We start from the raw sequence: 18,865 nt of genomic DNA on the forward strand, positions 1-18,865 counted from the left end.
GCGGCCGGCCGATGCGCGCGAACGCGACGCGTCATGCCAGCGTCTTGACCATGTGATGTTCATCGTAGAAGCGGCCGTCGACGAACAGCGAACGCGGTTCCGTGCCGAACCGGACGAACCCTTGAGACACATACAAGCGTTCCGCGGTGCCGTTGATCTCGTTCACGCACAGGATCAGTTGCCTGCACTGCCACGCATGCGCCGCATGCGCGGTCGCGCCGTCGAGCAGCGATTGCGCAATGCCGCGGCCACGATACGCGGGGTCGACGAACACGCCCCAGATCGTTGCCTTGTGCGCGACCTTGGCGCGCGCGTCGCGGCGCACACCCGTGATGCCGACGAGCGATGCATCGTCGAATGCGCCGAACACGGCGCGCTCGTGGGTGGGCGTGATGCGCGTCGCGAATTCGTCGACCGGGACGCCGGCTTCCTCGTCGCGGGTCGGCAGGAACGAAGTCGGCGACGAGTCGACCGCGCGCAGGCGGACGGACTGGAATTGCGCCGCGTCGGCGGCGTCGAGCAGGCGGATCGTGATCATCGGTCGGTGTTGTCGTTGGTGTGCCGGAAGGTCGGAATCTGCGGCGCGGTGCGCGGCAAGGCATCGACCGATGCTAATCGAAAACACACGCATTTGCCGGTGCGATCGGCACGCCGCATCGACAGGCGTGAAGCGCGCTACCGAGGCGCGAGTGATGGTCGGGATGACGCGTGGAGCATCGCTGCGCGTTCGCGAAGTCCGCAGGCAATCGTGCTCGGGGCGCCGAACGCATGCGCGTGGAAACGAGCCGGATGCGAACGCACCTGCCGTTGCGTTGGACGCGAACGCGACTGCATGTGGCGCGCGACGTGAGGGACGTGACGACGCAGTGCCGTGCGCGACAGGCATGCCGCGCCGACTCGTGGAAGAGGGATGAAGTGAAGCGCGTGCCGGCCATTGCGCCGAAGCGCCGCCGGACACGCGAAATACGTCCGCGACGTGAGGGGGCCGCGATATATGTGATGCGCCCGATCAGCTCAGGCGCATGCGATCCGCCTCAATACCGCGACAGCTGATTGCCGTTGATCTGCACGCGATCGCCCGGGCGCAGGTCGCCCGGCGACTGCACGTCGAACGAGCGCGTCGAGCCGTCGCTCACCCGCACGTCGATCCGGTAGCTGCTCGGCGGTTGGGCCGCGCCCATCTGCTGACCGATCTGGTTGCCGGCGACGGCGCCGCCGAGCGCGCCGATCACGGTGGCCGCATCGCGGCCGTGGCCGCGGCCGAACTGGTTGCCCACCAGGCCGCCGACCAGCGCACCGACGACGGTGCCGGCGACGCCCGACGTGCCGACCGAGCCGTTGATCGGCTGGATGTTCGCGACGGTGCCGTATTGCGTGCCGTAGCCGTTGCCGTACTGGCCGCCGTAAGGCTGCGGGTTGCCGTACTGGTCGTACTGCGGCGCCTGGTTCGGATAGGCCGGCTGCTGCGGCTGCACGTAACCCGGTTGCGAATACGCGGGTTGCGCGTAGCCGGGCGTCGCGTACTGTTGCTGCGGATAGCCCGGTTGCGCGCCGTAGTAGCCCGGCGCGACACAGGCGGTCAGCGGAAGCGCCGCCACGGCGACGAGCGTGGCGAACAGAACGGTCTTCGTGGAAGGCATGCGCATCATGATGTTTCCTGCATCGGCAACGTGTTCGCCGACGAATTCCGGGACGGGTGGCGAACTCGGCGTGAGTATAAGGAAAGGGCGGATGCGCGTCCGGTGCGGCCGGGTAACAACGTGTAAAGTCTGTTGCCGCGCAAATCGCGGTGCGGCGCGGCCGAGATTCGACGATGCGGTTCGCCGTCCGGCAGCCGCGTGAGGGCGCCGATTGTGCGACGATCGGCACCCGCGGGCGCCCGCCCGGTGATCACACCCCATCTTCGCGCCACGCCCGACGGGCAGCTCGCCCGCACATCGCGAAATCGAATGCGCGGCATCGCGACATTTAATTGGCCACTGGCCGCCCCGTCCGATATCGTGACCGCACATCCCTGCCAACGGTCGCGCCGTGCCGGCTGCGGCGCCTTCCCCTGTCCGTGTCGGCGTCGCGCAGCGGCCGCCCCACTCATTCCGACTCATGACCGATCGCTTCTTCACCAACGCCGTCGATGCCGGCGGCCGGCCCGTCAACCTCGTCGTCCATGACGGCCGCTTCGTCGCGATCGGCACCGATTGCACTGCCGCACCCGGCGCCGAAACGATCGACCTCGGCGGCCGCGTCGTGCTGCCCGGCTTCGTCGACGGCCACATCCATCTCGACAAGAGTTTCGTCGGCGACCGCTGGGTGCCGCACCAATCGGTCGACTCGCTGCGCGAGCGGCTCGTGGTCGAGAAGCGCCAGCTCGCGGCCGCGCCGCCGATCGTCGAGCGCGCGAATGCGCTGATCGCGCAGGCCGCCGCGTTCGGCACGATCGCGATGCGCAGCCACGTCGACGTCGACGCGACGACCGGCCTGTCGAACCTGCACGCCGTGATGGCCGCGCGCGAACAGTGGCGCGGAATCGTCGACATCGAACTGGTCGCGTTTCCGCAGGCCGGCGTGGCGACGTGCCCGGGCACTGCCGCGCTCCTTGATGCGGCCGTGCGCGAAGGCGCGGACGTGGTCGGCGGGATCGACCCGACGACGCTCGACGGCGACGCGGACGGCCAGCTCGACATCGTGTTCGGCATTGCCGAGAAGCGCGGCGCGAAGATCGACATCCACCTGCACGAACCGGGCGAGACCGGCATCGCGCAACTGCTGCGGATCGCGGCGCGCACGCGCGCGGCCGGCCTCGGCGGCCGCGTGAACGTGAGCCACGCGTATGCGCTCGGCCAGGTCGAACATGGCGACGTCGAGCGTGCGGCCGCCGCACTCGCCGACGCCGGCGTGTCGATCCTGACCAACGCGCCGGGCGACTGCGCATTCCCGCCGGTTCAGCAGCTGCGCAACGCGGGCGTCCACGTGTTCGCCGGCAACGACAACATTCGCGACGCGTGGTGGCCGTACGGCAACGGCGACATGCTGCAGCGCGCGATGATGGTCGGCTACCGCTCGGGCTTCCATACCGACGAAGCGCTCGGCGTCGCGCTCGACATGGCGACGCACGCCGGCGCGCGCGCGCTCGGCCTCGCGCACTACGGCATCGCGGTCGGCTGCGACGCGAGCTTCGTCGCGGTGCGCGCGCCGAATGCGGCGGCCGCCGTCGCCGGCGTGCCGGCCGAACGCTGGGTGTTCCGGCGCGGCGAAAGCGACACCGGCGCGCCGTTCGCGCCGGCGCTGCGTTTCACGCGCTGACGACCCGACCGCTGTCGCGGTGCGTGCATCGCGGCTGCTTCGCACTGACTGACCGACTGAACGATTGACCGACCACACCGGAACCGACATGACGAACCTGCTGATCCGCAACGTCCGCACGCACGCCGACGAAGCGCTCGACATCCTGATCGACGGCGAGCGCATCGCGCGCGTCGGCCCGTCGCTCGACGCGCCCGCCGGCTGCGCGATCGAGGACGGCGCGGGCGCGCTCGCGCTGCCCGGCCTCGTCGAAGGCCACACGCATCTCGACAAGACCCACTGGGGGATGCCGTGGTATCGCAACGCGGTGGGGCCGCGTCTCGTCGACCGCATCGAGAACGAGCGCAATTACCGCGCGACGAGCGGCCATGACGCGGGCGCCGCGTCGCTCGCGCTGTCGCGCGCGTTCCTCGCGGCCGGCACGACGCGCATCCGCACGCACGTCGACGTCGACACCGAAGCCGGGCTGCGGCATCTGCACGGCGTGCTCGCGACGCGCGAGACGCTGCGCGGCCAGGTGGAGATCCAGATCGTCGCGTTTCCGCAGTCGGGCGTGCTCAAGCGGCCCGGCACGGCCGCGCTGCTGTCCGACGCGCTCGGCGCGGGCGCCGACCTGCTCGGCGGTCTCGACCCGTGCGCGATCGAAGGCGATCCGGTCGAAGCGGTCGACGTGCTGTTCGGGATCGCCGAGCGTCATGGCCGCGGCCTCGACCTGCATCTGCACGAACGCGGATCGATGGGCGCGTATTCGCTCGATCTGATCCTGCAGCGCACGGCCGCGCTCGGCATGCAGGGCAAGGTCACGATCAGCCACGGCTTCTGCCTCGGCGACATCGCCGAGCGCGAGCGCGACGCGCTGCTCGCGCGGATGGCCGAGCTCGGCGTCGCGATCGTCACGACCGCGCCGGCCGCGGTGCCGGTGCCGTCGGTCGTTGCGTGCCGCGCGGCCGGCGTGACCGTGATCGGCGGCAACGACGGCGTGCGCGACACGTGGACGCCGTACGGCTCGCCCGACATGCTCGAACGCGCGATGCTGATCGGCATGCGCAACGATTTCCGCCGCGACGACGCGCTCGAAGTCGCGCTCGACTGCGTGACGCACGGCGCGGCACGCGGTTGCGGCTTCGCCGACTATGGCCTGGAAGCAGGCAAGCGCGCGGACGTCGTGCTGGTCGATGCGCTGACGTTCGCCGAGGCCGTCGTCGCGCGGCCGACGCGGCGGCTCGTCGTGTCGTCGGGGAAGATCGTTGCGCGCGACGGCGCGCTGGTCTGAACCGGGCGCCGCATCGTGCCGGTTATGATCGGGCTTCCTTCAGCCTGATCTTCCGGGAGACGACGATGCGACGCACACGCACGATGGCCGCACGGGCCGCAGGATGGATCGCCGCGGCGACGTTCGCGACGGCGGCCGCGCAGGCGATGGCGGCGGGCGCGGACAGCGCGCAGCAGGAAGCGAATCGCCGCACGGTGCTCGCGTTCTACGAGAAAGGCCTGAACGAGAAGGATGCGAATGCCGCCCTCGCGTACGTCGGCGACCGGTACGTGCAGCACAACCCGAACGCGGCCGACGGCCGCGACGGTTTCCGCAAGTTCGTCGCGTTCCTGCGCGACAAGTATCCGCAGTCGCACAGCGAGATCAAGCGCTCGTTCGTCGACGGCGACTACGTGATCCTGCACGTGCACGCGGTGCGCGAACCCGGCACGCGCGGCAGCGCGATCGTGGACATCTTCCGGCTCGAACACGGCAAGATCGTCGAACACTGGGACGTGAACCAGCCGGTGCCGGAGCAGGCGGCGAACGGGAACACGATGTTCTGACGGTCGGTTTTCTCGACATGCGCCGCCGCCCGGTCGATGCCGGCCCGCATCGCTGCGCTCATTCCTGCTCGTGCTCCAGCATCGTTGCGAGCGCCTTCGTCAGTTCGCTGACCATCGGATCGGCGGTCGGCCGATGCAGGATCGCGATGTCCATGTGCTCGATCGGCGCGAAGCCGCCGTGCGCGTCGGTCAGCACGACGTGGTCGTCGGTCACCACGCGCGCGGGCAGCACGCTGATGCCAAGCCCGTCCGCGACGGCTGCCTGGATCCCGCTCAGGCTCGACGTCGTGAAGCTGATCCGCCAGCGGCGGCCGCGTTCCTCGATCGCCTTGATCATGTCGTCGCGATAAAGCCCGCGCGGCGGGAACACGACGATCGGCACCGGGTCGAGGTCGATCGTCGGATGCTGCGCGCTGTCGATCCAGCGCAGTTTCTCCGGCCAGCGCACCACCGCCTCGCGGCTGTCGCGCCGCTGCTTGATCAGCACGAGATCGAGCTCGCCGCGATCGTAGGCCGCGCAGATGTCGCGGCTCAGCCCGCACGTCACCTCGAGCTTCACCTGCGGATGATCGCGCTTGAACGCGGCGAGCGCGTGGGTCGTGCGGCCCGCCGCGAAGTCGTCGGGCACGCCGAGCCGGATCGTCAGTGCGACGGTTGCGCCCGACAGCGCTTCCAGCATCTCGTCGTTCAGCGCGATCATGCGCCGCGCGTAGCTGAGCACCGTCACGCCGGCGTCGGTCGGCCGCACGTCGCGCGTACCGCGATCGAGCAGGCGATGCCCGGCGATCTCCTCCAGCCGCCGCACCTTCTGGCTGACCGTCGACTGCGTCGAATGCAGGCGCGCGGACGCGGTCGTGAAGCTGCCGCAGTCGGCGACCATCACGAGCGCGCGCAACAGGTCGAGGTCGAACAAAGGTCTATTCATTTCTGCACTTTTGCGGATTCGAGCATTTCATTTTCAAATGCGTGCGACGACTTTTAACATGGCCCGAGACCGCGGGCAATCGCGGTTTCGCCGGACCCGGCGCGGCTGTGCGGGCGGACTTGCAAGGAGGCACCGGGGGTTTTTCAAACGGATGGCGATCATCGGCGCGTTTGTGTTGATGAAGCTCACGAGTGCCGCCGCCGACGGTGGCGCGCTCGAAGGGGCGGCCGAGCGTGGCCACGGCGACACGGTGCGCACGTTGATCGACACGGGCGTGAAGGTCGATCACGTGAACCGGCTCGGCGCGGCCGCGCTGCTGGAAGCGATTGCGCTCGGCGACGGCGGCGAGCGCCATGTGCGGATCGTGCAGTTGCTGGTGGATGCGAAGGCGGACGTGAACCTGGCCGATTCGAACGGCGAGACACCGCTGTGGCATGCGCGCAGCCGAGGTATACGAAGATCGAGCGGATTTCGGGGGCAGCGAAAGGGCAGTGGCGTCAGCGGGGATGCGATTTGCGCGCGGTGCCGGTGTCGGGAAGCTGGCGGAGGAACTCGCCGGCCAGATTCACGCAGTAGTCGAACGACGGCGTGTAACCGAGTGTCGAGATATCGTTGAAGCGAGACTGAACGAACGTGCGACGTTCGTCGAGCAGATGCAGGAAGGTATCTCGATGGCGAACGAGAAATGCGCTTGCCTCCATCAGGCTCTCCGGCTCCCGCTCGATGACCAGGCAGAGATCGAACAGGTCTCGCGCGGTGGGACGATCTCCGCGATGCCACATTTTCTTGGCCACGATTTCCGCTGAAGTCTCGACCTTGACGATGTGGTCCATCAGCATCCATTCGTCGTAACCGGGAGACATCAGGTTTCGGGAGACCACGAAGTCGATTTCACCGTCGGGCAACACCAGTTTCACGAAACCGGCGTGTTCCTCGTACTCGGTCGTGATGTCGGATGCGGCGTCGCTGATGCGTGGGTTCACGTACCCGAGGTACTGCGGGTCGGGTACGAAGATATCGATGTCCTTGCTGACACGATGTCCGTGACGCAGCATGAGGACGGTGCCGCCGCCAAATGTCCAGAACGGATGTGCCGTACTGGCGTATCTCGTCGATTAGCGTCAGCGTTTTGCGGAAAAGCCCCTGCCACGGGCCGTCGGGCAATTCGGCCGGTGCAGTCATGCCCATACCTCCCGGTACAGATGAAGATCCTTCGACCATGCGGCCAGGTTTTTCCAGATGGCGCGAAGCGGCGTGCCGGAGCGTGCGGCCGCTTCTTCGGCGGCCTTCACCACCACCGGCAACGGTACCTCGTCGAGGATGACGGAGATCTGCGATTCGTACCCTGCCGGAATTTGTCCCGTGGTCAGCGCGTCCGCCAGCAGTCGCTCGGTCAATTCACCCTTATAGCTGACGTTCGAGCTCACGACGGCCTTGTAGAGGCCGCTTTGGGCCGATCGCGGCTGCGCCAGGAGTTCGATGCCGAGCACGCTGAGCAACGGGATGAGCTTGTTGATTCCAAGATCCTTGACCTTGCCGGTTTCGAGCTGGTTCACCGTGAGACGAGACAATCCGGCGAGTTTTGCAAGCTGGGCCTGTGTGAGATCGAGTTCCGCCCGCCGTTTGGCAACGGCCTGACCGATTTCATAGAGTTGCATGTTCACCTCCCGACGCAGGTTCACCGCACGAAAATGTAAGTTATATCTTACATCTCGATGGTATGCATTGTCACGCATGGACGCGGGTGCGGTATAGGATGGATGGTCTATTCAAGCGAAGAAAATGTTGCGAGAGACGGCGATCGGTCACGCTGTATAGACATACTCGCTCGACGGAAATCCGTGAAAACTCGTTCTGTGGCAGTCAAGCATCACCCCGGGTAAACGCTCAAAATATGGAGAAAATCGTGTAAATGTCCATTTTTTGCTCATCTATCCTGCTCCTTGCCCCGATTTAATTTCCCCGACTCCCTCAATCCGCCCCACATCCATTCCTTCCGCTTGCGCTCGAAGATCAAGCGGTCTAGACTGCATTGCAGCTTCATCGAAGTCCCCGTCTTTCGCGTACCGCGCCGGGCCAGCCGGCACGACGCTCCCCAACGGACGCCCGGCGCCTTCCCCCGCCACGTCGAGACCAAAAGGACACACCATGAACCGCACTGCAAGGCTTCTCGCTTCCGCGCTGGCGTTCGCGCCGCTCGTCTCGTTCGCGCAGGACACGGCGACGATCCGCTGGGGCATCGATCCCACCTATCCGCCGTTCGAGGCGAAGCAGCCCGACGGCTCGCTCGCCGGCTTCGACATCGACCTGCGCAATGCGATCTGCGAGCAGCTGCGCGCGAAATGCGTGTGGGTCGAGCAGGGTTTCGACGGGATGATTCCGGCGCTGCGCGCGCGCAAGTTCGACGTGATCATGTCCGCGATGACGGCCACCGACGAGCGGCTCAAGCAGATCGACTTTTCGAACAAGCTGTATGCGTCGCCGGGCGCGCTCGTCGCACCGGCCGGCTCGAAGCTGCTGCCGACCGCGGCGTCGCTCGCGGGCAAGCGCGTCGGGATCGACCAGGGCACGACGCAGGAGGCCTACGCGAAGGCCGAATGGGCGACCAAGGGCGTGACGATCGTGTCGTACCAGAACCAGGACCAGGTGTATCAGGATCTGGTGAACGGCCGTCTCGACGCGACCTTCCAGGACAAGACGCAGGCCGGCTATTCGTTCCTGAAGACGCCGCGCGGCAAGGGCTACGCGTTCGCGGGCCCGGACGTGACCGACGTGCGCATCACCGGCTACGGCGTCGCGATGGGCGTGCGCAAAGGCGACGCCGAGATGAAGAAGCGGCTGAACGACGCGATCGTCGCGATCCGCGCGAACGGCACGTACCAGAAGATCGCCGCGAAATATTTCGACTTCGACATCTACGGCGCTAAGCAGCAGCTGACTTCCGCGCCGTGAACCCGTGACCCTGCAATTCCATGACCCCGTGGCTCAATCAATCGACAGGCAACCCATGACGAGTATCCAGGAACGCGTCGCGAAAGCCGTGACGCCCGAACTGATCGCCGCCTTCCGCGACGAAGGCGCGGTATGCATCAAGGGCATCTTCTCGCCCGACGAAGTGGCCGCGCTGCGTGCCGGCATCGACGCGAACCTCGCGCAGCCGAGCGCGCGCGCGAAGGTCGCGAGCCGGCCCGACGATCCGGGCTGGTTCTTCGAGGACTTCTGCAACTGGCAGCACAACGACGCGTATCGCGACTTCATCGTGCGGTCGCCCGCGCCGTCGGTGGCCGCGGCGCTGATGGGCACGCAGACGGTGCGGCTGCATCACGACCACCTGCTCGTGAAGGAGCCCGGCACGCGGCAGCGCACGCCGTGGCACCAGGACCAGCCGTACTACAACATCGAAGGCGACGACAACGTCAGCATGTGGATTCCGGTCGATCCGGTGCCGCTCGAATCGACGCTCGAATTCGTCGCGGGTTCGCACCAGGGGCCGTGGCTGATGCCGCGCACGTTCATGGACAAGGAGGCGAAGTGGTTCCCGGAAGGCAGCCTCGCCGACCTGCCCGACATCGAAGCCGACCGCGCGGCGTTCCCGATCCGTCACTGGGCGCTCGAGCCGGGCGACATGGTGTGCTTCCGGATGCTGACGCTGCATGCGTCGGGCGGGACGCAGAACCGCCGGCGCGCGTTCTCGATCCGCTTCGTCGGCGACGATATCCGTCACGCGCCGCGCCGCTGGAAGACGTCGCCCGATTTCCCGGGACTGGCCGACGAACTGCCCGACGGCGCGCCGCTCGAGCATGCGCTGTTTCCGGTCGTGTGGTCGCGCGGCGCGGGGCAGGTCGGGGCGATCTGAGCGGCGCGGATCGACGACATCGCGCGACATCGAGCGACATCGAGCGACGGCAAGCGACCTTCAGCGACGCCATGCGCGCGGTGGCCGTTGCTTCGCGAAGCGGCGCGCCGCGCGTGGTCTCTTACCCGCGCTGAAGAAGGTTCAGGTCTGGTGACGTCCGGCGCCCGGCTTGAAGCGCGAGCCGAGCCGGTAGCGGTTGCCCGGATGCAGGAAGTGCACGAACGTGACGGGCAGCCCGTTCGTCCAGGTGCGGCGCGTGAGCGTGAGGCACGGCTCGTCGGCGCGCATGTCGAGCAGCCGCGCCTGTTCACCGGACGGCAGCGACGCGTCGACGACGTGCTCGATCTCCAGTTCGTAGTGCGACACGTTGTTGAACAGGTATTCGGACGGTGGCTCGGCCTGGAAATCCTGATCGATGAATTCGGGCGCGGCGGCCGGGTTCACGTAGCGATCCTCGAGCTGGATCGGGCGGCCGTTTTCCTCGTGCACGCACACCACGTGAAACACCGGCGTGTTGACCGCCAGCCCGAACGCGGCCGCGACGTCGAACGACGCGGGCTCGCGCGACTGGCTGAGCACGCGGCAGCGATACTCGTGGCCGCGCGCGCGGATCTCGTCGCGGATGTGCGCGATCATCAGCAGGTTCGACTGCGGCTTCACCTCGGCGACGAAGGTGCCGACGCCCGCGATGCGCTTCAGCACGCCTTCCTCGGTCAGCTCGCGCAGCGCGCGGTTGACCGTCATGCGCGCGACGCCGAATTGCGCGGCGAGATCGAGTTCGGACGGAATGCGGTCCCCCGGGCGCCAGTCGCCCGCATCGACGTTCTGGCGAACGAGTGTCTTGATCTGCTGGAACGGTGCGGTGGTCTTCGTGACCATCGGGGATCCTTGCGCGAAAAGTGACGAATCTAGTCGTCGTGGCTGACGATGACCAGGATTTCCGCCTGCGCGGTGCCGAGGCTGCGCGTGCGGTGTGGAATGATTGCGTTGAAATAGACTGAATCGCCAGTCTTGAGTTGCACCGTCTCGTTTGGAAATTCGATTTCGACGCGCCCCTTGTGCACGAACAGGAATTCCTCGCCTTCGTGCTCGCGGAACGTCGACGCGACGAATTCGTGCGGCGGATGCACGACGAATGGCAGCATCTTCTTCGGTGCGACGCCGGCCGCGATGCTCTCGAAGCCGTGCGCGTGACCGTCGGCCGCCGTGCCCATCGGCGTGCGTTCGCCGGCCCGCGTGACCGTGATCAGCTCGCGGTTGTGGCTTTCCGAGAACAGCTGCTCGACGTCGACGCTCAGCGCCTTCGACAGCTTCAGCGCGACCGCGATCGACGGCACGCTCAGGCCGCGCTCGACTTTCGACAGATAGCTCTTGGTCAGGCCGGTTTCGTCGGCCAGCACGTCGAGCGTCCAGCCCTTCTGTTTTCTGAGCAGCTTCAGGCGAATCGTCATGGGGCGCCAGGTGTCCTTCGAAAAACCGATTGTAACGCATGACACAAAGTGTCCTATGGTGTATCGTGTGTCTCACGGCGCCGGGGAAACGGCCGCGGACGGCGCGGCAGACCCGGCCCATTCAGGAGGCGATCATGGCGGAAACGCTGAATCTGACGAAGGAGGCGCTGGTCGCGCTGGCGGAGCGGCGTCTGGACAACGAGGTGGGCGACAGCGGCTGGTCCGCGCGGCAAAAACTCGCGCTCACGTGCCGCATCCTGTTCGATGCCGGTCACGATTCGGGGCTGGCCGGGCAGATCACCTGCCGCGCGGACGAGGCCGGCACGTATTACACGCAGCGGCTCGGGCTCGGCTTCGACGAGATCTCGGCCGCGAACCTGCTGCGCGTCAACGAGGATCTCGACGTCGTCGACGGCGAAGGCATTCCGAATCCGGCCAACCGGTTCCATACGTGGATCTATCGCGAGCGTCCGGACGTGAACTGCATCATCCATACGCATCCGGCGCACGTCGCGGCGCTGTCGATGCTCGAGCAGCCGCTCGTCGTGTCGCACATGGATACGTGCCCGCTGTACGACGATTGCGCGTTCCTGAAGGACTGGCCCGGCGTGCCGGTCGGCAACGAGGAAGGCGAGATCATTTCGAGGGCGCTTGGCAGCAAGCGCGCGATCCTGCTGTCGCATCACGGCCAGCTCGTCGTCGGCACAACGATCGAGGAGGCCTGCATCCTCGCGCTGCTGATCGAGCGGGCCGCGAAGCTGCAGCTGCTGGCGATGTCGGCCGGCGAGATCAAGCCCGTTCCACCGGCGCTGGCGCGCGAAGCGCACGACTGGATCTCGAAGCCGAAGCGCGACGCCGTGACGTTCGACTACTACGCACGGCGCGCATTGCGCACGCATCGAGATTGCATCGCTTGAGCCGGCGCGTCGTTTCCGCCGTTTTCATTCATCATTGAGGAATCCATATCGTGTCCATTCTGTTGCAAGGCGTGATTGCCTACCCGGTTACGCCGTTCTCCGCCGACGGCAGTGTCGACCTGAACGCGCTCGATGCGCTGATCGAGCGGCTGATCGCCGACGGCGTCCATGCAATCGCGCCGCTCGGCAGTACCGGCGAGAGCGCGTATCTGTCCGACGCCGAATGGGAATCGGTCGCCACGGCATCGATGCGCGCGGTGCGCCGGCGCGTGCCGACCGTCGTCGGCATCTCCGATCTCACGACGGCCGGCGCGGTGCGGCGCGCGCGCTTCGCCGAACAGGCCGGCGCCGATGCGGTGATGGTGCTGCCCGTGTCGTACTGGAAGCTCGGCAACGACGAGATAGTCACGCACTACCGCGCGGTCGGCGACGCCATCGGCATCCCGATCATGCTGTACAACAACCCGGCAACGAGCGGCGTCGACATGTCGCCCGAGCTGATCGCGACGATCTGCAGGGCCGTCGACAACGTGACGATGGTCAAGGAGAGCACCGGCGACATCGGGCGGATGCACCGGCTCGCGCAGCTGAGCGACGGGACGATCCCGTTCTACAACGGCAGCAACCCGATGGCGCTTGCCGCGCTGGCCGCGGGCGCGGCCGGATGGTGCACGGCCGCACCGAACCTGAACGCCGCGCTGCCGCTTGCGCTGATCGGCGCGGTGCGCGCGGGCGACCTGGCGCGTGCGAGGGCGGTGTTTCATGCGCAGTTGCCGCTGCTGCAATTCATCGTCGACGGCGGGCTGCCGGTGACCGTGAAGGCCGGGATGCGGCTGCGCGGCTTCGATGCCGGCGAGCCGAGAAGGCCGCTGCTGCCGCTCGGCGACGCGCGCACGCGCGAACTCGAACGCCTGCTTGCGGCACTGCCGGACGGTGTGCCGGCATGAGCGGCGACGCCCGGCCGGTGCTCGCGGCCGCCATCGCCGCGGTGCGGGTCGGCACGCGCCGGCCGCTGGCCGGCACGCCGCACGTGAGTGCGATCGGCAAGCAGCCGGCCGACGGGCGTCTGTGGCTCGGCGCGCGCGGCTTCGCAGGCGACGAGCAGGCCGATGCGCGGCATCACGGCGGCCCCGACAAGGCGGTCCATCACTACGCGCACGATCACTATGCGTGGTGGATTGCGCAGATCGGCGCGCGCGACGTGCTCGCGGAGCCGGGCGCGTTCGGCGAGAACCTGTCGACGCACGGCATCACCGAGCACGACGTGTGTCTCGGCGACGTGTTCACGCTGGGCGGTGCCGTGCTGCAGGTGTCGCAGTCGCGGCAGCCGTGCTGGAAGCTCAATGCGCGCTTCGAGCATCCGCGCATGGCGGCGCTCGTGCAGCATAGCGGCCGCACCGGCTGGTATTACCGCGCATTGCACGAAGGCTGGGTGGCGCCGGGCGATGTGCTGGCGCTGCACGAGCGCCGCTATCCGCAGTGGCCGCTGTCGACGGTGCTCGACGTGCTGTACCGGCGCACGCTCGACATCGCCGCGCTCGACGCGCTGTGCGACGTCCCGGTGTTGCCGCCCGGCTGGCGCACGATGCTCGACAAGCGCCGCACGGCGCGCCAGGTCGAAGACTGGACGAAGCGGCTCGAAGGGTGAGGCGCCGCGCGCGGCCTACCTCGCCGGCAGGTTCCGCACGTCGGCCGTCGGCTCGGTGCCGAACGCATCGCTCAGCGCATAGCCGATCAGCTGCCGCGCGGCAGCCTCGGGTGTCGACAGCGCGCCGCTCGACTTCAGTTCGTCGAATTTCTCGCGCATCGGGAAGTTCGCTTCGCTGGTCGAGCGGATCGTCGCCTGCATGCCCGTATCGACGACGCCCGGCGCGACGCTGCAGATCCGCAGCGCGCGGTTCGCATCGAGCGCGACGGCGCGCGCGTGATGATCGAGCGCGGCCTTGGTCGCGCAGTAGACGCTCCAGCCCGCGTACGCGTTGCGCGCGGCGCCGCTCGACACGTGCAGGATCCGGCATTCGGTCGGCGCCGCTGCCGCCTGCACGAGCGCGGCCGACAGCATCAGCGGCGCCGCGACGTTCAGGCCGACCGCGCGCGCGACGAGCGCCGGATCCTGTGCGTCGAGCGGCCCGATCGGATCGACGATGCCCGCGTTGTTGAAGAGCAGCACGATCGACGCGCCGTCGACGAAGCGGCGCAGCGTGTCGCCGGCGAGCCAGGTCGCGACGGCCGACGCGTCCGACAGGTCGAGTTCGATTTCGGCGAAACGGTCGCCGGCCTGCGCGGCGAGCGACGGATGACGGCTGCGCGATACGCCGAGCACGGCGATGCCTTCCTGCAGCAATTGTTCGGCAAGCGACGCGCCGAGGCCGCGCGTGTGTCCGGTGACGATGGCGCGCACGTGCGGCGCGAGAGAGGAGGCGATCATGGCGGTGAACGAGTGAACGGTTGAAGCGTGTTGACAGGCGCGGCGCGCAGGCGGGGCGGCACGGCGTGCGGGACGGGCGATGCGCGGTATTGACCTGGCGGACGAATCCGGCCGAGCGCCGCGCGTCCGGGTGTACGCATATCGTAGCGCCGGCCTGCGCGACGCGCAAACGAGGGACGACGCCGCGCGTGAGCGCGGAGCATGCGTTCGTGCGGCCGAACGCAGGCGTCGTTGTGCGCCGCCGCACGGCCGAACCGTTGGACGAAAACCGGCCGCGGCAAGTGCGCGCGCCGCGGCGGCGAGTGGCGCCGGGCCTCACGTCGCGAGCTATCATATGGCTCGCCCGTTCGCGACGCCGGACGGGCCGCGACCGTTTCCCTTCACCCGCTGCACGCTGCGACGCCATCCATGAACACCACGCCGGACATGCCCACGCCACGCGCCCTGCGCGAACTCACGCCCCTCGAGGCCCGCATTCTCGGGGTGCTCGTCGAGAAGCAGCACACGGTGCCGGACACCTATCCGTTGTCGCTGAATGCGCTGACCGCGGGCTGCAACCAGAAAACCGCGCGCTCGCCGGTGATGAACGTCAGCGAGGACGAAGTCACGACCGCGCTCGACGGGCTCAAGCAGCTGAGCCTCGTGATGGAGGGCAGCAGCAGCCGCGTGCCGCGTTTCGAGCACAACGTGAACCGCGTGCTCGGGATTCCGAGCCAGGCGATCGCGCTGCTGACGATCCTGCTGCTGCGCGGCCCGCAGACGGCCGCCGAACTGCGCCTGAACAGCGCACGCCTGCACGGCTTCGCGGACATCTCGTCGGTCGAGGCGTTCCTCGACGAACTCGCGGCGCGTGCGCAGCCGCTGGTCGTCCGGCTGCCGCGCGCGCCCGGTGCGCGCGAGAACCGCTGGATGCACCTGATGTGCGGCGAGGTGAACGTCGCCGACTACGCCGGTGCGGACGCGGGCGGCGGCGCGGATTCCGTTCCGCCGTCGGAGTTCGAGGCGCTCAAGGCCGAGCAGAAGCGGCTTGCGGATGAAGTGGCGCGGCTGAACGCACTCGTGCAGCGGATGGCGACCGAACTCGGGATCGACGTCGATACCCCGGGCGACGCCGGCTGATTGCCCGCCCGAGCCAACTCGACACCGGCGCGCATGGGAGTCGCGGATGGAGAAGCGATTCAGCCGATGCTGATTCGCGTGGCACCCGCGTCGACGAGCCGGAACAGCAGATCCTCGACGGCCGCGCCCGGCGCCGAGCCCAGGTCCGCATTGACGCGCCATCCTTGCTCCGTGCCCGCCGGTTCCGACAGATAGTGAACGATGCCGTGCAGGCCGTCCTCGGCCGGCTCGCCTGCGTCGTCGGCGTCGAACCACGCGAAGAACCATGTCCTGAACGCGTCGGTGGCCGCGGCCTCGCCGATGCCGTCGGCTTCGATCGTCGCCCAGTCCCACACGAACGGCCGGATCGACACGGCCGCCGTTTCGAGTTCGAACGCGAACGGTTCGAAGTCCAGTTGCGTGGTCGAGTCGACCATTGCCGGCTGGCCGGCCGATTCGCCTTCGGTGTGAACGATGTCGGCGCGGCACGGCAGTGCGAGCGGGCCTTCGGTGGCCAGCGTGCCGTCGGCTTTCCGGTAGGCCGGTTCGACGACGGCCGCCGGTTGCGCTGCCGCTTGTGCGAGCAGGTCGGCGTAGGGCTGGCGGATGGCGCTGAGCAGTTCGGATACGGTCATCGTGGCGTGTCGGGTCATGTTGCGTACGATCAATCACAGACAGGTGGTGCGTCGTGCCGCCTGCGCAGAAGGCGAGGCGTCATCGGCAGCGGACAGCGATGATCGTACGGTACGTCGGCCACACGCGACCACTCGGCCGAACGGCCGGCGCCCCGGGTCGCGTTGCGGCTGGCGACCGGCGGCGCTTGCATGAAGCCCGTTCCATGAAGCCCTGTCGACAGGCCCGGAAACGTCGGCAGGCGCGCGCCCGAAACGCGCGGCATCGGCGCAACGCGCCGAATGCCCGGGCGATCCGTTGCGGATCGCCGTTCTTTCGCCCGGCCTCTTGACGCCGATCGCATGCCCCCGCCGCGCCTCGCTGCCGCCTTGCGCGAGTGCCATAATCGAGCCTGCACCTTATTCCAGACGTCCCCCGGAGAATCACCATGCAGAACCTCGACAATCCTTCCCATGATCGCGAGGTAGGCAGTGCCGACGCGACGCAGGACACCACGCGTATCGACGACGTCCGCATCGGCGCCGTGCGTCCGCTGATCTCGCCGGCGCTGCTGCAGGATGAACTGCCGGTGCCGGCCGCCACGCAGACGCTCGTCGAGGACACGCGCCGCGCGATCGGCGACATCCTGCACGGCCGCGACGACCGGCTGCTGCTCGTCGTCGGCCCGTGCTCGATCCACGATCACGACCAGGCGCTCGAGTACGCCCGCCGCCTGAAGGCCGCCGCCGATGCGCTGAAGGACGACCTGCTGATCACGATGCGCGTGTACTTCGAGAAGCCGCGCACGACGGTCGGCTGGAAGGGCTACATCAACGATCCGCGCCTCGACGGCAGCTTCCGCATCAACGAAGGGCTGCGCGCGGCGCGGCAACTGCTGCTCGACATCAACGCGCTCGGCCTGCCTGCGTCGACCGAATTCCTCGACCTGCTGAGCCCGCAGTACATCGCGGACCTGATCGCGTGGGGCGCGATCGGTGCGCGCACGACCGAGAGCCAGAGCCATCGTCAGCTGGCATCGGGGCTGAGCTGTCCGATCGGTTTCAAGAACGGCACCGACGGCGGCGTGCAGGTCGCGTCGGACGCGATCGTCGCCGCGCGCGCGAGCCATGCGTTCATGGGGATGACGAAGATGGGGATGGCCGCGATCTTCGAGACGCGCGGCAACGACGACGCGCACGTGATCCTGCGCGGCGGCAAGAACGGGCCGAACTACGACGCCGAGCACGTCGAGGCGAGCTGCGCGGTGCTGCGCAAGAGCGGGTTGCGCGAGCAGGTGATGGTCGATTGCTCGCACGCGAATTCCAACAAGTCGCACGAGCGGCAGATCGAGGTCGCGCAGGATCTCGCGCGGCAGCTGTCGCAGGGCGAGCACCGGATCGTCGGCGTGATGGTCGAGAGCCATCTCGAGGCCGGGCGCCAGGATCTGAAGCCGGGCGTGCCGCTGCAGTACGGCGTGTCGATCACCGATGCGTGCCTGAGCTGGACGCAGACGGAGCCGGTGCTCGACGTGCTGGCGGAGGCGGTGCGGCATCGCAGGGTGTATTCGCGCAACGCGTGAGGCGGTGTGACTGCGTGGCGGGGCCGGGGACGTCCGCTGCACGGTCCGTGCGCCGGTGACGACCGGATGCCCGTCTCCGACGTTCTCCCGATCGACATGCCGCGGCGCGCACGTCCTGTCCGCACGGACATTGATCTTCATCCGTGTCGCCCCGCCTGTCACGTCGCACTCCGAACGCACGATCCGGCGAATGCCGCTACCATGAAGCCGTGTTGCACGCTGCGGTCCGGCCACGCCGGTCCGTCATGCACACACGCAGTGGCAGCGCGGCTGGCCGCCACGCGACCGACGAAGCGCGGGGCGCTCACCGATCAGCCGTTGCGCCCGCGTCGCTTCGCTCCCGGAATCAACAACAACCGAACCGGAGTGCAATACATGAAGTTCTACAAGACCCTCATCGCGGCAACCGTCCTCGCATCGAGCGTCAGCGCGCACGCGCAGATCGCCGGCGCGCAGCCGCTCAGCGTGACCGTCGAGCAATCGCAGGCGCTGCTCGAAGGCTGGAGCGTGAAGAAGAGCGTGCTCGGCAAGGCCGTGTACAACGACGCGAACCAGAAAGTCGGCACGGTGCGCGACCTGATCGTCGCGCCGGACGGCTCGGTGTCGGCGGCGATCGTGTCGGCCGGCGGCTTCCTCGGCGTGGCCGCACATGACGTCGCGGTGCCGATCGCGTCGCTCGACGTGCGCAACGGCAACATCTACCTGCCGGGCGCGACGAAGGACGCGCTGAAGGCCACGCCGGCATTCCAGTACGCGAAGGTGCCGTCGCCGCCGAAGCCGAAGAAGGCCGACGACAAGCACTGATCCACGCGGCCCGGCGCGCGACCTGCCATGCCCGGCCGGCCGCGCGCCGGGCCGCGCCACGTCGCGTCGCGCGTCGA

At 68.0% G+C, this 18,865-nt stretch carries 22 protein-coding genes; 12 read left to right on the forward strand and 10 right to left on the reverse strand.

From position 1 onward, the window contains the following. Positions 1 to 31 precede the first annotated feature (31 nt). Together DID99_RS05930 and DID99_RS05935 are read right to left on the reverse strand one after the other, a co-directional pair. Positions 32 to 538: a GNAT family N-acetyltransferase gene (locus DID99_RS05930; protein ID WP_124666306.1), complete on the reverse strand. Its 507-nt coding sequence runs from the start codon at positions 536 to 538 to the stop codon at positions 32 to 34. Positions 539 to 1,034: 496 nt separating this feature from the next. After that, positions 1,035 to 1,649 carry a glycine zipper 2TM domain-containing protein gene (locus DID99_RS05935; RefSeq protein WP_044844961.1) on the reverse strand — a complete coding sequence of 205 codons (615 nt, stop codon included), beginning with the start codon at positions 1,647 to 1,649 and terminating at the stop codon, positions 1,035 to 1,037. A gap of 451 nt (positions 1,650 to 2,100) precedes the next feature. Here DID99_RS05935 and DID99_RS05945 point away from each other — a divergent pair, with 451 nt between their 5' ends. The 3 genes from DID99_RS05945 to DID99_RS05955 all read left to right on the forward strand — a co-directional run bounded on the left by DID99_RS05945 (position 2,101) and on the right by DID99_RS05955 (position 5,118). Next, the gene (locus DID99_RS05945; protein WP_124666308.1) at positions 2,101 to 3,300 is read left to right on the forward strand and encodes an amidohydrolase family protein; all 1,200 of its coding nucleotides are present in this window, start codon (positions 2,101 to 2,103) and stop codon (positions 3,298 to 3,300) included. Positions 3,301 to 3,388: 88 nt separating this feature from the next. Continuing rightward, positions 3,389 to 4,573, forward strand: a complete 1,185-nt coding sequence (locus tag DID99_RS05950; RefSeq protein WP_124520114.1) for an amidohydrolase family protein — start codon at positions 3,389 to 3,391, stop codon at positions 4,571 to 4,573. A 65-nt stretch (positions 4,574 to 4,638) separates the two neighbouring features. After that, positions 4,639 to 5,118, forward strand: coding sequence for a nuclear transport factor 2 family protein (locus DID99_RS05955; protein ID WP_124666309.1), 480 nt, complete (start codon positions 4,639 to 4,641; stop codon positions 5,116 to 5,118). A 58-nt stretch (positions 5,119 to 5,176) separates the two neighbouring features. Here DID99_RS05955 and DID99_RS05960 read toward each other — a convergent pair whose 3' ends face one another. Both DID99_RS05960 and DID99_RS38450 read right to left on the reverse strand, forming a co-directional pair. Then, positions 5,177 to 6,043, reverse strand: coding sequence for a LysR family transcriptional regulator (locus tag DID99_RS05960; RefSeq protein ID WP_044844964.1), 867 nt, complete (start codon positions 6,041 to 6,043; stop codon positions 5,177 to 5,179). After that, positions 6,036 to 6,398 carry a hypothetical protein gene (locus DID99_RS38450; RefSeq protein ID WP_185733738.1) on the reverse strand — a complete coding sequence of 121 codons (363 nt, stop codon included), beginning with the start codon at positions 6,396 to 6,398 and terminating at the stop codon, positions 6,036 to 6,038. Before DID99_RS38450 ends, DID99_RS05960 begins: the two co-directional genes overlap by 8 nt. Between DID99_RS38450 and DID99_RS38455 the strand changes: the two genes are divergently transcribed. Next, positions 6,318 to 6,659, forward strand: a complete 342-nt coding sequence (locus DID99_RS38455) for a hypothetical protein (RefSeq protein WP_409333438.1) — start codon at positions 6,318 to 6,320, stop codon at positions 6,657 to 6,659. The genes DID99_RS38450 and DID99_RS38455 overlap by 81 nt on opposite strands. Here the strand turns inward: DID99_RS38455 and DID99_RS05970 are convergent. Both DID99_RS05970 and DID99_RS05975 read right to left on the reverse strand, forming a co-directional pair. Then, positions 6,541 to 7,098: a nucleotidyl transferase AbiEii/AbiGii toxin family protein gene (locus DID99_RS05970; protein WP_260444556.1), complete on the reverse strand. Its 558-nt coding sequence runs from the start codon at positions 7,096 to 7,098 to the stop codon at positions 6,541 to 6,543. The two genes, DID99_RS38455 and DID99_RS05970, sit on opposite strands and share 119 nt — an antisense overlap. A gap of 123 nt (positions 7,099 to 7,221) precedes the next feature. Then, the gene (locus DID99_RS05975) at positions 7,222 to 7,701 is read right to left on the reverse strand and encodes a helix-turn-helix domain-containing protein (RefSeq protein ID WP_124486031.1); all 480 of its coding nucleotides are present in this window, start codon (positions 7,699 to 7,701) and stop codon (positions 7,222 to 7,224) included. Positions 7,702 to 8,191: 490 nt separating this feature from the next. Between DID99_RS05975 and DID99_RS05980 the strand changes: the two genes are divergently transcribed. Then, a complete protein-coding gene (locus DID99_RS05980) occupies positions 8,192 to 8,995 on the forward strand; it encodes an ABC transporter substrate-binding protein (protein ID WP_124486032.1) in 804 nt (267 codons plus the stop codon). 55 nt (positions 8,996 to 9,050) lie between these two features. After that, positions 9,051 to 9,899 (forward strand): phytanoyl-CoA dioxygenase family protein, encoded by an 849-nt coding sequence (locus DID99_RS05985; RefSeq protein ID WP_044844966.1) that lies wholly within the window; start codon positions 9,051 to 9,053, stop codon positions 9,897 to 9,899. A 141-nt stretch (positions 9,900 to 10,040) separates the two neighbouring features. Here the strand turns inward: DID99_RS05985 and hutC are convergent, their stop codons facing one another. Then, positions 10,041 to 10,778: a histidine utilization repressor gene (gene hutC, locus DID99_RS05990; RefSeq protein WP_044844967.1), complete on the reverse strand. Its 738-nt coding sequence runs from the start codon at positions 10,776 to 10,778 to the stop codon at positions 10,041 to 10,043. 29 nt (positions 10,779 to 10,807) lie between these two features. Further along, on the reverse strand, positions 10,808 to 11,350 hold the full coding sequence (locus DID99_RS05995) for a helix-turn-helix domain-containing protein (protein WP_124666310.1): 543 nt from the start codon (positions 11,348 to 11,350) through the stop codon (positions 10,808 to 10,810). Between the two features lie 134 nt (positions 11,351 to 11,484). Between DID99_RS05995 and DID99_RS06000 the strand changes: the two genes are divergently transcribed. Genes DID99_RS06000 through DID99_RS06010 form a run of 3 tightly spaced genes read left to right on the forward strand, consistent with a single transcriptional unit; the run spans position 11,485 to position 13,915 of the window. Then, positions 11,485 to 12,267, forward strand: a complete 783-nt coding sequence (locus tag DID99_RS06000; RefSeq protein WP_124666311.1) for an aldolase — start codon at positions 11,485 to 11,487, stop codon at positions 12,265 to 12,267. Between the two features lie 50 nt (positions 12,268 to 12,317). Next, positions 12,318 to 13,214, forward strand: coding sequence for a dihydrodipicolinate synthase family protein (locus tag DID99_RS06005; RefSeq protein ID WP_124666312.1), 897 nt, complete (start codon positions 12,318 to 12,320; stop codon positions 13,212 to 13,214). Further along, positions 13,211 to 13,915: an MOSC domain-containing protein gene (locus DID99_RS06010; RefSeq protein ID WP_124666313.1), complete on the forward strand. Its 705-nt coding sequence runs from the start codon at positions 13,211 to 13,213 to the stop codon at positions 13,913 to 13,915. Before DID99_RS06005 ends, DID99_RS06010 begins: the two co-directional genes overlap by 4 nt. A 15-nt stretch (positions 13,916 to 13,930) precedes the next feature. On the opposite strand, the gene DID99_RS06015 is transcribed toward DID99_RS06010, so the two are convergent. Beyond that, positions 13,931 to 14,695 (reverse strand): SDR family oxidoreductase, encoded by a 765-nt coding sequence (locus tag DID99_RS06015; RefSeq protein WP_124666314.1) that lies wholly within the window; start codon positions 14,693 to 14,695, stop codon positions 13,931 to 13,933. A 408-nt stretch (positions 14,696 to 15,103) separates the two neighbouring features. On the opposite strand from DID99_RS06015, the gene DID99_RS06020 reads away from it, so the two are divergent. Then, complete coding sequence (locus tag DID99_RS06020; RefSeq protein ID WP_124666315.1) at positions 15,104 to 15,814, forward strand: YceH family protein; 711 nt, start codon at positions 15,104 to 15,106, stop codon at positions 15,812 to 15,814. 59 nt (positions 15,815 to 15,873) lie between these two features. Here DID99_RS06020 and DID99_RS06025 read toward each other — a convergent pair whose 3' ends face one another. After that, on the reverse strand, positions 15,874 to 16,428 hold the full coding sequence (locus tag DID99_RS06025; protein ID WP_124486034.1) for a hypothetical protein: 555 nt from the start codon (positions 16,426 to 16,428) through the stop codon (positions 15,874 to 15,876). Positions 16,429 to 16,853: 425 nt separating this feature from the next. On the opposite strand from DID99_RS06025, the gene DID99_RS06030 reads away from it, so the two are divergent. Both DID99_RS06030 and DID99_RS06040 read left to right on the forward strand, forming a co-directional pair. Next, positions 16,854 to 17,984 (forward strand): 3-deoxy-7-phosphoheptulonate synthase, encoded by a 1,131-nt coding sequence (locus DID99_RS06030; protein WP_014900794.1) that lies wholly within the window; start codon positions 16,854 to 16,856, stop codon positions 17,982 to 17,984. Positions 17,985 to 18,359: 375 nt separating this feature from the next. Then, positions 18,360 to 18,788: a PRC-barrel domain-containing protein gene (locus DID99_RS06040; protein ID WP_124520109.1), complete on the forward strand. Its 429-nt coding sequence runs from the start codon at positions 18,360 to 18,362 to the stop codon at positions 18,786 to 18,788. The last annotated feature ends 77 nt before the right edge of the window (positions 18,789 to 18,865 follow it).

Origin of the sequence: Burkholderia sp. Bp8986 (assembly GCF_003854225.1) — a bacterium.
GTDB lineage: Bacteria > Pseudomonadota > Gammaproteobacteria > Burkholderiales > Burkholderiaceae > Burkholderia.